This is a genomic window from Microcoleus sp. S13_C5 (genome assembly GCF_036700845.1).
In the GTDB taxonomy this organism is placed as follows: Bacteria; Cyanobacteriota; Cyanobacteriia; order Cyanobacteriales; family Microcoleaceae; genus Microcoleus.
The window spans coordinates 25481-39040 of record NZ_JAUBPR010000030.1 but is presented as its reverse complement, the minus strand read 5'-3'; the positions used below and the strand labels follow the sequence as shown (position 1 = coordinate 39040).

Annotated in this window: 10 protein-coding genes; all 10 read left to right on the top strand. The window is 44.8% G+C overall.

All coding sequences use genetic code 11. The annotated features are described in order from the left end of the window. Window positions 1-203: 203 nt before the first annotated feature. The 10 genes from QUA04_RS10995 (at window position 204) to QUA04_RS10950 (ending at window position 13419) form a co-directional block, all read left to right on the top strand. Window positions 204-1073, top strand: a complete 870-nt coding sequence (locus QUA04_RS10995; protein WP_333256656.1) for an alpha/beta hydrolase — start codon at window positions 204-206, stop codon at window positions 1071-1073. 299 nt (window positions 1074-1372) lie between these two features. After that, a complete protein-coding gene (gene hrcA, locus QUA04_RS10990; RefSeq protein ID WP_445242314.1) occupies window positions 1373-2515 on the top strand; it encodes a heat-inducible transcriptional repressor HrcA in 1143 nt (380 codons plus the stop codon). Between the two features lie 371 nt (window positions 2516-2886). Then, the gene (locus QUA04_RS10985; RefSeq protein ID WP_333256649.1) at window positions 2887-3189 is read left to right on the top strand and encodes a hypothetical protein; all 303 of its coding nucleotides are present in this window, start codon (window positions 2887-2889) and stop codon (window positions 3187-3189) included. Between the two features lie 164 nt (window positions 3190-3353). Further along, entirely contained in the window at window positions 3354-4946 is a 1593-nt protein-coding gene (gene metG, locus QUA04_RS10980; protein ID WP_333256646.1) for a methionine--tRNA ligase, read from the top strand. A gap of 105 nt (window positions 4947-5051) precedes the next feature. Further along, complete coding sequence (locus QUA04_RS10975) at window positions 5052-5657, top strand: LabA-like NYN domain-containing protein (RefSeq protein ID WP_006631885.1); 606 nt, start codon at window positions 5052-5054, stop codon at window positions 5655-5657. A gap of 162 nt (window positions 5658-5819) precedes the next feature. After that, entirely contained in the window at window positions 5820-7016 is a 1197-nt protein-coding gene (gene lptC, locus QUA04_RS10970; RefSeq protein WP_333256643.1) for an LPS export ABC transporter periplasmic protein LptC, read from the top strand. 164 nt (window positions 7017-7180) lie between these two features. Beyond that, window positions 7181-7381 carry a hypothetical protein gene (locus tag QUA04_RS10965; protein ID WP_333256641.1) on the top strand — a complete coding sequence of 67 codons (201 nt, stop codon included), beginning with the start codon at window positions 7181-7183 and terminating at the stop codon, window positions 7379-7381. Further along, window positions 7378-7683 (top strand): Uma2 family endonuclease, encoded by a 306-nt coding sequence (locus QUA04_RS10960; protein WP_333256702.1) that lies wholly within the window; start codon window positions 7378-7380, stop codon window positions 7681-7683. Before QUA04_RS10965 ends, QUA04_RS10960 begins: the two co-directional genes overlap by 4 nt. Before the next feature lie 1031 nt (window positions 7684-8714). Then, entirely contained in the window at window positions 8715-11513 is a 2799-nt protein-coding gene (locus QUA04_RS10955) for an ATP-binding protein (protein ID WP_333256638.1), read from the top strand. Window position 11514: 1 nt separating this feature from the next. After that, entirely contained in the window at window positions 11515-13419 is a 1905-nt protein-coding gene (locus QUA04_RS10950; protein ID WP_333256636.1) for an EAL domain-containing protein, read from the top strand. Window positions 13420-13560 lie beyond the last annotated feature (141 nt).

Sequence of the window (13560 nt, the reverse complement as noted above, 5' to 3'; positions counted from 1 at the left end):
TAAGACCGCGCGTTGCAGCAGGAAGTAAGCGGTAAATCGATAAAGTTGAGTCTTTTTGGCTTACTTATAGCGCTTCTTGGGTAGATGAGGTAAACAATTCAACTGAAAAAGCTTGAGAACACAGGGTTTCGGCCTACTCCCTCTTTCTGAGAAAGGCTATACATAGGTTTACATCGGTCTTATGGAGCGGGTAGGATAAAAGTATGGCAACAATCGACATCCTAGGGGTTCGGCACGCTTACGATTTGACGGCTCCGACTGCAACTTCCCCGGTTCTGGTATTTGTCCACGGCTGGCTGTTAAGCCGCCACTACTGGCAACCTTTGACCGATCGCTTGGCATCAAACTATCAGTGCCTTACCTACGATTTGCGGGGGTTTGGCGATTCTCAATCGGACGCAGGCGACGATCGCCCATGTTCCGAAGCGCTAAATTCCTGCTACACTCCCGCAGCTTACGCTCGCGATTTGGAACTTTTACTCGAAAAACTCGATATATCTTCTGCTTGGCTGGTGGGACACTCTCTCGGCGGTACGATCGCTCTTTGGGGAGCCAGCAAATTCTCCGATCGCGTTAAAGGCGTTGTCTGCATCAATGCAGGGGGTGGCATCTATCTTAAGGAAGAATTCGAGCGCTTTCGAGCGGTCGGCAAGCAGCTTGTGACAATGCGTCCCGGCTGGCTGCCTCGCTTGCCCTTAGCAGATTACCTGTTTGCCCGCGATTCTGTAGCCCGCTCGATCGGCAGATCGTGGGGAAGGCAGCGCTTAATAGATTTCGTGGGAGCTCATCCAGAGGCAGCTTTGGGGGCTTTGTTGGACTCGACCACAGAACCGGAGATTCACCTGTTGCCACAAATTGTGTCCCAACTCAAGCAGCCTGTTTATTTTATTGCCGGTACTAAAGACAAAATTATGGAACCAAAATACGTGCTGCATTTGGCTAGCTTTCACTGGATGTTCCAAGGTTGCGGCGAGAATGTCCTTCAGCTACCCGATTGCGGCCATTTGGCAATGGTGGAACAGCCGGATGCAGTGGCTAGTTACCTGCAAAATATTCTTAAAGAACACACTTAAAGGGCATTGCGTAAAGCAAAACCGAGGAATAGGGCATTGGGCAGATCTCCGGTTCGGGGAAGCGAAGCTTCCCAAATAGAAAGTTACAAGTTAAAAGTTAAAACATTTTTCCCTGTTCATTCCCTCCACATCGATCCGTAAAATCACGTACACAATCCGTAAAATCCCGTACACAATCTGTTGCTGAACTTCCTTCGCCTAAATCTGTTATCTTAAATAGATAACTCTGCCCGATCGCCCTTAAGGACAGAGCTTCTGACTCGATAGTGGCAAATTGTCTGAATACTAATTCTGCTTAAATATCTGTGCGCGTTAACCTCACCGATCGGCAACAACACATCCTTTGGGCAACGGTTCGCCACTACATAGCTACAGCGGAACCCGTTGGCTCAAAAGCTTTGGCTGACGAATTCAACCTCAGCGTCAGCCCAGCTACAATTCGCAATGCGATGGGGACTCTTGAAAAAGCTGGATTGCTTTATCAGCCCCACACTTCGGCAGGACGAGTCCCCTCTGACTCCGGCTACCGAATTTATGTAGACCAGTTGATTCAGCCGTCTGATACGCTGGCCCGCAAGGTGGAACAGGTACTAGACCAGCTCAATTGGTCGGACGGCCGCATGGACGCGGCACTCCGCGGCGCTGCTCAAATCCTGGCAACTATCAGCGGTTACATAGCCATGATCACCATACCCCAAACCAATATGGCTTGCTTGCGCCACTTGCAACTGGTGCAGCTAGAGCCGGGAAAGGTGATGCTGATCGTGGTGACGGATGCCTACGAAACTCAGTCGGTTTTGGTGCAGTTGCCTTTAGACGCAGAAGGTAACAGGCCTGATGTGGAAATCGTCGATCGCCAGTTGCAGATTTTGTCGAATTTTTTGAACAGCAAGTTGCGGGGACGATCGCTCTCGGAACTCTCGGCTGTAGACTGGAGCGAGTTAGACCGGGACTTTGAACTGTACGCTGAGTGGATGGGAACCATGCTGACTGCTTTGAGCAGCCGCCAAAGCAATCCAACCTACACGCGGATTCTGATCGGCGGTTTAGCAGAAGCGCTGCGCTTGCCTGAGTTTTCGCAGTTGCAGCAAGTTCAAACCCTGGTGCAATTGCTCGAACAAGAGCAAGAACTGCTTTGGCCTTTGATTTTTGAATCGCCTGAGTTGGACATCCCCGGGAAGCGGGTAACGGTGCGTATTGGTTCGGAAAATTCTTTAGAACCAATTCGTGGCTGTACTCTGATTTCTTCGACTTACCGCCGGGGATCAGTGCCGGTGGGTAGTGTTGGGGTTTTGGGGCCGACGCGGATGGTTTATGAAAATGCGATCGCGGTGGTGGAAGCTGCAGCCGATTATTTGTCAGAAGCTATTGGCGGAAATCGAGTGAGTTTTCCTGATGGCGATCGAGGGCGATCGGATCATCCTTTGTTAGATGCACCCTAATGTGAGATCCCCAAGCTTAACTGGCTTGGGGTTTTATTGTCTGTGGACGTACTCGCAACCTTTATCAACCGGGTTTTGTGACAAAAAACCTAGGCTTTTATCCCACATTCAGCACCCAGGGGTGTTACACAGTATAATTACGCAGAAAACTATATCCTTGAAGTAATAAATTATGCTTTTAAAGAGTTATTTATCCGTCAATATACGGTATAACAGTAGAATTTATAGTTTTATTGCTGGATCAAAATAAGTAAAAACCGATAGTGAGAGTTGAGGATGCGAAATGTGGGTTTTATACTATGTTTTGGGGTAAGAAACTAAAGCTTCGCGCTTGACCAGAGAGTTTCCTAAACAACCCGGTTTCTGCGTCCATGAGCGGCTCGGAAAGTGGCAGGAGTTACGGGGGAGCGACTTTCCAGCGCTTGGAAGAAAAAGATTGCGATGGCGAGCGATCGCGCATTTACAGAAAGTGGTCGCGGAGTGTTAATCAAATGGCAGGTTTAGCAGCCCAAACGATGAGTTTAGTTGCAAACCGGGTAGGGCGATCGCCCGCTCTAGGAATAGCTGCTGCGACAAATAAATTGAGGCGGCCCGAAGCCCGCGATCGTCGCTTCCCAAGGCAGCAGAATGTCAAAATATTAAGACATTTTAGAGAGATCGTCAAAAAGAACTAAAAAAGATTAGTGTTGATATGAAAGCAATATTTCTTTTGGGGATAGCCCGGGTTAGACAATTGCAAATAACTTGCAGTGAATTTGGCTTGATTGCCACTCCATAAAAAATTTAACCGCTGAGTTAAGATCGAAACGAAATTTAGGGAATTTTCTTTTAGCATTCAATGAAATCGACTGATAAAACTAAGAATACCTTTGCGATAACAACGCCTCTGTATTATGTAAACGATTTACCTCACGTTGGCAGCGCTTATACGACTATGGCTGCAGATGCCCTAGCCCGATTTGAGCGGCTGCGGGGCAAATCTGTTTTGCTGGTTACGGGGACGGACGAACACGGGCAGAAAATTCAGCGGACAGCCGAGAGTTTGGGACGATCGCCCCAAGCTCACTGCGATTCAGTAGTTCCTGCGTTTGAGGCGCTGTGGGAGCAACTCGACATCCAGTACGATCGCTTCATCCGCACAACTTCGCGACGCCACGAGTACATTGTCAAAGAATTTTTCCAGCGCGTCTGGAACTCCGGCGACATCTACTTGAACCAGCAACAAGGCTGGTACTGCGTCTCCTGTGAAGAATTTAAGGATGAACGGGAATTGTTGCCGGGAAATCGGTGTTCTGTCCACACCAGCAAGGAAGTTGAGTGGCGCGACGAGGAAAATTACTTTTTCCGTCTGTCGCGGTATCAAGACCAACTGCTGGCCTTGTACGCAGAACGTCCCGACTTCATCGCGCCGGAAAGCCGACGCAACGAAGTGCTCAGTTTCGTCAACTCTGGACTGCAAGACTTTTCAATTTCTAGAGTGAATCTCGAATGGGGTCTGCCAATGCCAGTTGACCCCAGTCACAGCATTTACGTCTGGTTTGACGCTTTGGTGGGATACGTCACCGCCTTGCTAGATCCGGACAGCGACCCGATGTTGGAGAATGCTTTATCTAAATGGTGGCCGATTGACTTGCACTTGATCGGCAAAGATATTCTTCGCTTCCACGCAGTTTACTGGCCGGCAATGCTGATGTCAGCGAATCTACCGATGCCGGGTCGCGTTTTCGCACACGGGTTTTTGACCAAAGACGGCAAAAAAATGGGGAAAACGGAGGGTAATACTTTAAACCCTGTCGAATTGGTCAACAAATACGGCGCTGATGCAGTACGTTACTATTTCCTCAAAGAAATTGAGTTCGGAGAGGACGGCGATTTTAACGAAACTCGGTTTATCAATATATTGAATGCTGAGCTAGCAAATGATTTGGGAAATTTGCTTAATCGTACCCTAAACATGGCTCGCAAATATTGCAGTGGCTGCGTACCAAATGTATTGGGAGAAAACATTGAGGGCGACAACCTTCTCAAGGCTATGAGCCTGGATTTGGGCGCTCAAGTAGCGGGTTTTTACGAAGAGTTGGCTTTTAGCAAGGCTTGCGAAGCCGTGCTTGCATTAGTTCGAGCCGGGAACAAGTTTATTGACGTGCAGGCACCTTGGAGTTTGTACAAGCAGGGACAGCTCGAAAGTGTTGAACAAGTGCTATATTCTGTTCTGGAATCTGTTAGACTAGCATCTTACCTTTTATCGCCGATTATTCCCAATATCAGCAACGCTATCTATCAGCAGCTAGGTTTTTCAATTGACTTTAACGATCGGGTTACAGTTAACAGTTTAGCGAATTTTGCAGCTCATGCTGCCTGGGGCGCTTTGCCTGCAAACCAAACTCTGGGGGAACCCCAACCTGTTTTTAAGCGGATCGAACTGCTGTAAACAGTACCTTCATAGTTGGCAGCCAGCGCTCTGGGTGTTATGACAGACTACGAATTAGCAGTTATTTCCTTACCAATCTTTCATAAAAATTGAGGCATAACAATCATGTTGAATAGAATAGAAAGCAACGACCTTTTTACGCCGGAACAGGTTCTAGAAAATCGCGGTCGAGTAGCAATTTTTATTGACGGTTCTAACCTTTTTTACGCGGCTTTGCAGTTAGGAATTGAGATTGATTACACTAAGCTGCTGTGCCGTTTAACTGCAGGTTCGCGGCTGCTGCGCTCTTTTTTCTACACGGGTGTCGATCGCACTAACGAGAAACAGCAGGGGTTTTTGCTGTGGATGCGCCGCAACGGCTACCGGGTGATTTCTAAGGATTTGGTACAGTTGCCTGACGGCTCTAAGAAGGCGAATTTAGATGTAGAAATCGCTGTGGATATGATGGCTTTAGTGGGGTCTTACGATACGGCGGTACTGGTGAGCGGTGACGGCGATTTGGCTTATGCTGTAGACGCTGTGAGCTATCGCGGTGTGCGGGTTGAGGTGGTGAGTTTGCGATCGATGACGAGCGACAGTTTGATTAATGTAGCCGATCGCTATATCGATTTGGAAATGATTAAGGACGACATCCAAAAAACATCGCGCCCTAATTATGCTTACCGCCCTTTGTCGGGTCTGAGCTTGATGGAGGAACACGACGACAGATAGGGATTTGGTAATCGGTAATGGGTGATGGTTAATGGGTTGAATTATTGAGAATTAGAAGTTAAAAATTTAGACAAAGCATGATACATTTTTAATTTTTGATTAATTGTTTTTCAAGACCCAATTATCAATTACCCATTACCCATTACCAATTCCCAATTACCAATGATTAATCTTAAATCCAAAATTCCCAATCTCAAATCCCCAAAATTAATGCTGCTATTTTTAGCCGCACTGATTTTGGGGATTGGTGCTTGTGCCGCTCCGCAAGAGACTCAAAAAAACAAATTAGCTGAGGATCTCAAAACTGCTCAACAGTCAAACAGCACTTTAACTTTGAACAAAGTAACCCTAGAACAAGCAAACGAAAAGGGCGAGACGTTCTGGAAAGTAAACTCGCAAAATGCCGTTTACAGCAAAGACCAAAAAATAGTTAACGTTCAGAAACCAGTGGGCAAATTGTTTCAGGACGGCAAAGAAATTTACGACATTCAGGGAGAAACGGGGCAGGTATTTCAAGAAGGAAATCAGGTTTTTCTCAAAGGTAACATAGTGGCTACTGACCTGAAAAATGGAGTGGTATTGCGGGGCAATGAGTTGGAGTGGCGGCCGAAGGAAGATGTTTTAGTTGTCCGCAATAATTTGACGGGAGAAAACAAACAGGTGACTGCTTCAGCGAAGGAAGCGCGGGTTTTCAGCAGGGCTAAGAGGATGGAGTTATTCGGTTCTGTGGTGGCAAATGTTAAAGAGCCGATTTTGCAATTGCGAACCGAGCACTTAGTGTGGTTTGTGGATCAACAAAAGGTAAACAGCGACAAACCGACTCAAATTGACAGATACAAAGATAAAATAGTCACAGACAGCGGTTTTGCCGACCAAGTAGATGTAGACTTAAAAACCAAGATTGCGACGCTGACGAAAAACGCTCAGTTGATGCCATCAGACCCGCCACTGCAAATAGAAAGCAGTTTGATGAGTTGGAATTTTCCAGCGCAATCTGTGGTATCGCCTGGGCCTGTGAAGGTTTTTCACCGCGTGGAAAAGGTGACGATGACTGGCGATACGGGCAGGGGAGATTTAGAGAAAAAAGTTTTTTATTTGACGGGCAATGTGGTAGGAATTGGGGAAAAACGTCAAGCTCAATTAAATACCGATCGAGTAACGTGGTATTTAACTAATCAGACTTTTGATGCGGAAGGAAATGTGGTATACCGGCAGCTAAATCCGGTGTTTAATTTGACTGGGCCGAGGGCAGCGGGAGAGCTGAAAAATCAAACTGTGATTGTCAAAGGCGACGGGGGCGGCGGCCAAGTGGTTACGGAATTTGTACCGGACGAGTACAAGAAAACCTTGGGACAGTAGATGGGATTGCAACCGCAGATGTCGGCAGATGAACGCAGAGGAACGCAGATATAATGAAGCTTGGATTGAGTAAGGAGGAGTTGGGATGACGACAATTTTAGAAAAAGTTAGAACGGCTCGATGAACCTATCTTAATTGACGAGCTGAGTTGGAGAGAGTTTAAAGTGGTTGAACAGTTACTCTCACGCCCAGGGGTGAGATTATCGTTTTTAGATGGGGTACTGGAGATTAGACGTATGCCTGGAGAAAAACATGAAACGATTAAAGAACGAATTGGTTCTCTACTAGATCTTTATCTGCTTCAAATGGGAATTGATTATCAGCCTACTGGTTCGATGAAGCTGGAAAGTCCATCGGGTTGGTGAAGCGAGAAGCTGATAAATCCTATCAATTGGGAGCTAATCGAGAATTTCCTGATTTGGCGCTGGAAGTGGTGGTGACTAGCGGCGGTATTAACAAGTTGGAAGCTTACAAACGCCTGGACATTCCTGAAGTCTGGTTTTGGGAAAATGGTAGGCTGCGTTTGTATTCGTTGGGAACTGATGGATATGCAGAGGTCGATCGCTCTCAAGTTCGGCCAGACTTAGATATTGTATTATTGGCGCGGTGTATCAATATTGAAAATCACCTTCAGGCCATGCGGGAATTCAGGCAAGCTACTCAATAGAATTTGATTGTGCAATTAAGTTTGTCCTCATGACTTCTGTCTTTTCTTAAAGCTTTTAGTTACTAAGGACTAAAGTTCCTTACTACAACACATCCCAACGGGCAGCATACACTGCAATATGGGAGCGAAGTCGATCGTCCGAGACAGTAGTAAGTAAAAATACTTGGCAGAGTGACAACGTCTGTGAAACCTTGATGGTAAAAGCATTAAAGCCCCTGAACCTCAAAAAAGATAGGGGATTATTGACAGGCTTATTGACTCATAAGATCGTCCAAGCTCACCTTGAACATGATTCAAGGGATCTCGCCACTCTCTTTTATTGACTCACACCCGCAAAGATATTTTCGCTGGGTCAATCAACTCAAAACCTTGACGCAGCTTTGTTTTTAACCTGGTTGTCGCCCCGTCAAACTGTTGAGTTTAGGGTTGATTTAGGGACTATGGACGATCGACTATTAACCTATTGTACATCTAGGTTGCCATTTCCTCTATTTGATAATCCTTGTGGGACGGGGCAGAGAGTCCCTTGAAAAAAAAGCGCAATTTAGCTGGCGTAAGCTTAAGAGTTACGCATAGAACCCCCAAACCCTTTTTCCAAGAGGGCTTTCAAGTTCCCCCTTTTTTAGGGCAGCACGGGGAAGCTGGGTTTCAGACCTTATAGTTCGTAAGTCCTGACTATAATTGTATGCTTAGATCAATTAGTATTGAGGTCAAGACCTACAAGTGAATGAAGGTGTACTCAATATCCATGAAATCTGGAGGTAGGCTTACACTGCAACCCCAAGCAAAATATAGCATTTGACATTTATGGAGATTTCCTATCAAATGGGGGATATGTTTTTTTTCATAAATTTGCAAACTGTATCAGTATTAGCCGATCATTTCAGCCCCGTTATTCAACAATAAGATATCATTAAAAAATTGGCGTTCAAGAGAGACGAAATCAAGAATTTCCCTATATCTGACTTTAAATCACTAAGGGTGAGCGACTGTTGTTATTGAAATAATCCACATACTAAAATGACTCCGCCATGACACTAATCGCAAGTGAGAATGAACTTGCAAAAAGCCCTCAAAAAATCCCGCTGCGCCTCGTCTTAGTCGTACCATTTGTCCTGCAAATCTTTGCCGCTGTGGGACTGACAGGTTGGCTCTCGCTACGCAACGGCAAAACTGCCGTCAACAACGTTACTACCCAATTACGAACAGAGGTAGTCGCCCGCATCAATCAACAATTAAACACTTACTTGGAAACGCCCCATTTGGTCAATGCCATCAGCGTCGATGCCATTCGCCGCTTTAGATTATGGAATCCAGACAATATGGGTTCTATGAGAAGCTATTTCTACTGGCAGCTCAAGCAATTTTCCACTGTTAGTTACATCAGTTTTGGAGGGGAGAAAAAAGAATACGCGGGTGCTGGATATAAGGATGATGGCAGTGTGGTTATTGAAATAACCGATCGCTCTACTAATTTTATCAATACTATAATCAAGGTAGATAGAGAGGGCAACCCGACTCTGTTTAAGGAAACCCACCCAGACTACGATCCCCGTATTCGACCCTGGTATCAAGCTGCAAAAGTTGCCGGCAAACCCCAATGGAATAAAATTTATCAATATTATATTCAACCTAGCCTAGGAATCTCCGCTAGCCAACCTGTTTACGATAAAAATGGCATTTTTAGAGGAGTTGTAAGTACCGATCTATTTCTCTCAAAAATCGGCGACTTTCTCCAAACTTTAAAAATTGGTAAATCGGGAAAGACTTTCATCATCGAACGATCGGGCTTGCTAGTGGCTTCTTCCACCGCAGAGAAGCCATTTATTAACAGCACAGATGGCAAAAAAACGCAAAGATTAAAAGCGATTGAAAGCAGAGTACATTTGATCAAGGGTACAGCGCAGCATTTAATAGAACGCTTTGGTAACTTCACCGAAATTGACAGCAACCAGCAACTAGACTTCATGCTAGATGGTCAGCGGGAATTTGTGCAAGTATCCCCATTCCAAGATGGTAGAGGTCTTGATTGGCTGATTGTTGTAGTCGTTCCAGAAGCCGACTTTATGGAACAGATTAATGCCAATACCCGCAGCACTATCCTACTCTGCGTTTTAGCGTTAGTGCTAGCGACGTTGTTAGGAATCCTCGCCTCCCGCTGGATTACCCATCCTATTTTTCTTTTGAGTAAAGCGAGTAAAGGGATGGCTAGCGGTCAATTAAACCAAAAAGTAGACGTAAATGGGATAGATGAACTGGGAGTTCTCGCTCTATCTTTTAACCAAATGGCACAGCAAGTGCGCGAGTCTTTTGCTGCTTTAGAAAAGACCAACTCAGAGCTAGAAAATCGAGTAGAAGAACGAACAAGTGAGCTAAAAGAGGCAAAAATTGCCGCTGATACTGCTAACCATGCCAAGAGCGAATTTCTCGCCAATATGAGCCATGAACTCCGCACACCCCTGAACGGAATTCTAGGATACTCTCAAATTATGGAACGCGATAAAACTATCACTCCTAAACAAAAAGATGCTATCCACATTATTCACCATTGTGGTTCACACTTACTCACTCTGATTAACGATATTTTAGACATTTCTAAAATTGAAGCCAGTAAAATGGAACTTTACAGTTCTAGTTTTAATTTTTCTTCTTTTTTGCTCGGGGTTGTGGAAATGTGCCGCATCAGAGCCGAACAAAAAGAAATTACGTTTAATTATCAAGTCTTAAATCAACTTCCTAACGCTGTCAATGCTGATGAAAAACGACTGCGGCAAGTTTTAATTAACCTTTTGGGTAATGCTATTAAATTTACAGACAAAGGAGGTGTTATTTTTAAGGTAGGCGTAATAGGTACGGGGGAAGAATCTGACCAATCACAACTTACTAAAATCCGTTTCCATATCCAAGATACGGGGATTGGAATGGCACCAGAACAGTTAGGAAAAATATTTTTACCGTTTGAACAAGTCGGAAATAGCCAGCAGAAGGCAGAAGGCACTGGGTTAGGATTAGCGATCGCACAGAAAATTGTTCAACTGATGGGAGGCGAAATAAAAGTCGAAAGTATACTCGGTCAAGGCAGCATTTTTTACTTTGATTTAGAGTTGACTCAATCATCGGAATATATTGAGTACAGTTCGAGGGATAATTCAATCAATTTAACGGGATTTAAAGGAAATAAAAATAAAATTATGATAGTAGATGATCGTTTTGAAAATCGAGGTTTTCTTATAAGTCTTTTAGAGCCACTAGGTTTTCAAATCATGGAAGCTTGTGATGGAAAAGAGGGCTTAGATAAAGCTGCTGAGTTTAAACCCGATCTGATTATCACAGACTTAGTGATGCCAGTAATGGATGGATTTGAAATGTCGCGGCGCTTCCGAAAGTCATCAGAGTTTAAGGATGTAATATTGATAGCATCCAGCGCCAGCGTGTTTGAATTCGATCGGCAAAATAGCCAAGAAGCAGGTTGTAACGAGTTCCTGTCAAAGCCTATCCAAGTAGAAGAATTGTTAGAAGTATTAAAGATTTACTTGCAAATAGAATGGATTTACGAGCAACCTGGGGATTTGGCAAACCAAGAGCAGGAAGGTTTCACTGATTTATTAAACGTTCAGAGTGGTGAGCTTGTGATACCGCCATCAGCAGAGCTGGTAGCGCTGTTTAATGCAGCTCGGATCGGCGATATTGAAGTGGTTGAGCAGGAAGCCAATAGAATAAAGCAGATAGACGGCAATTATCTACCCTTTGCTAATAAAATATTGCAATTTGCGAAAAATTTTGAAGAAAAAGAACTACTAGCTTTTGTAAAAAAACATTTGGGGGAATAAAATGGTCAACCAAAAAGACAATGTAATTTTAATTGTTGACGATAACCCGAATAACCTCAAACTTCTGTTCGATTTTTTGAAGGAGTCAGGCTTCAAGGTTTTAGTAGCTAAGGATGGGGAAAGTGCTATTGAGAAGTTACAAGAAGTTTCGCCAAATATCATATTGTTAGATGTGATGATGCCGGGGATAGATGGCTTTGAAACCTGCTACCGCTTAAAAGCATCGGTGGCAACGAAAGATATCCCTGTGATTTTTATGACATCTCTTACGGATCGCGTGGATAAGGTTAAAGGTCTGTCAATGGGGGCAGTAGATTATATCACCAAACCCTTTCAGCAAGAGGAAGTCCTAGCCCGCGTGCAACTACACCTGAGACTGCGAAATTTGACCAAGACGCTGGAAGAGCAAAATGTGCTTCTCAAAGAGGAAATTGAAGCGCGAAGAGAGGCGGAAGCAGCCTTGCAGAAACTCACTTCTGAGTTAGAGCAACGGGTGGCTTCTCAAACGGCTGAACTTAGACAAGCCTGCAACGAGCTTCAACAGGCTCAAGTTCAGTTGTTGGAAAGAGAAGAAAAATTAGGACATGATGCTTTTCACGACGCACTAACGGGTTTGCCTAACCGCGCTTGGTTTATGAATCGGCTGCAACAGGCGATCGACTTGTCGTACAGACAGGAAGATTATTTATATGCGGTGCTATTTATTGACCTAGATCGCTTTAAAGTAGTGAATGATAGCCTCGGACATTTGGTTGGGGATGAATTACTAAAAAGCATTGCTCGTCAACTGCAAGTTTGTTTACGCCATACAGATGCAGTTGCGCGGTTTGGAGGAGATGAATTTGTGATATTGCTGGAAGATATTAAAGATATTGATGAACCAAACAGGGTGGCTGAACGCATCCAAAATCAATTAAGGCAGCCGTTTAATTTGAATGATTATGAAGTATTTACCGAGATCAGCATTGGAATTATCGTTAGCACAATGGGTTACGATCGCCCCGAAGACGTGCTCAGAGATGCGGATATAGCAATGTATTATGCTAAAGCTCAAGGCAGAGGGCGTTACGAAGTTTTCGATCCAGCGATGCAAACTGTGGCGATGACGCGCTTGCAGTTGGAGAACGACTTGAGAAGGGCGATCGCGCTACAAGAATTTTGCGTTCACTACCAGCCAATTGTCTCCCTTTCTACGGGGAAAGTGAGTGGCTTTGAAGCTTTGGTGCGCTGGCATCACGCATCTGGCATTATCTACCCGCCTGCCGAGTTTATCCCTGTGGCTGAAGAAACTGGTTTGATCAATGAACTGGGGTGGTGGGTCTTGCAGGAAGCTTGTCACCAGATCAGTATTTGGCAGCAACAGTTTCCCCAAACACCTCCCTTGGCGATTAATGTCAATCTTTCCGGCGTGCAGCTCAAGCAAGCAAACCTACTCAATCGAATTGAGGAGATTTTGCAGCAGACTGGCTTTCCAAGTTACTGTCTAAAACTAGAGATTACTGAAAGTTGCATTTTAGAAACAGTATCCAGGGAAGAAAAGATGTTGAAGCAGCTAAAAGCTCTAGGCCTTATGTTGTGTATCGACGACTTTGGCACGGGCTACTCTTCTTTAAGCCGCTTACACGAGTTTCCCATTGATACCTTAAAGATTGACCGCTCTTTTGTTAGCCGCATTGGATCAGACAAAAGTGGCGTAGAAATTATCCAGACAATTGTGACGCTGGCTCGCAGCCGAGGTATGGATATCGTTGCAGAAGGCATAGAAACGCCAACACAGCTACAGAAACTGCGAGAGTTAGGGTGTGAGTTGGGGCAAGGATATTTATTTTCTAGGCCTGTAGACAGCGAAAAGGCAACCGAACTATTAGGCATAAAGGTAGGTCTAGCAAGCGGGCCTGACATCTAGTTTAGCCGCAATAAATTTTATGAATCTCTTGTGGGACAGGGCCAAAAGCCTACTCTCATCATCATGCGAACTCAATTATGCTGGGAATTAATAGTTAGTTTGGGTGGGATTTTTGATATTTTATGAATTAATAAAATTTAG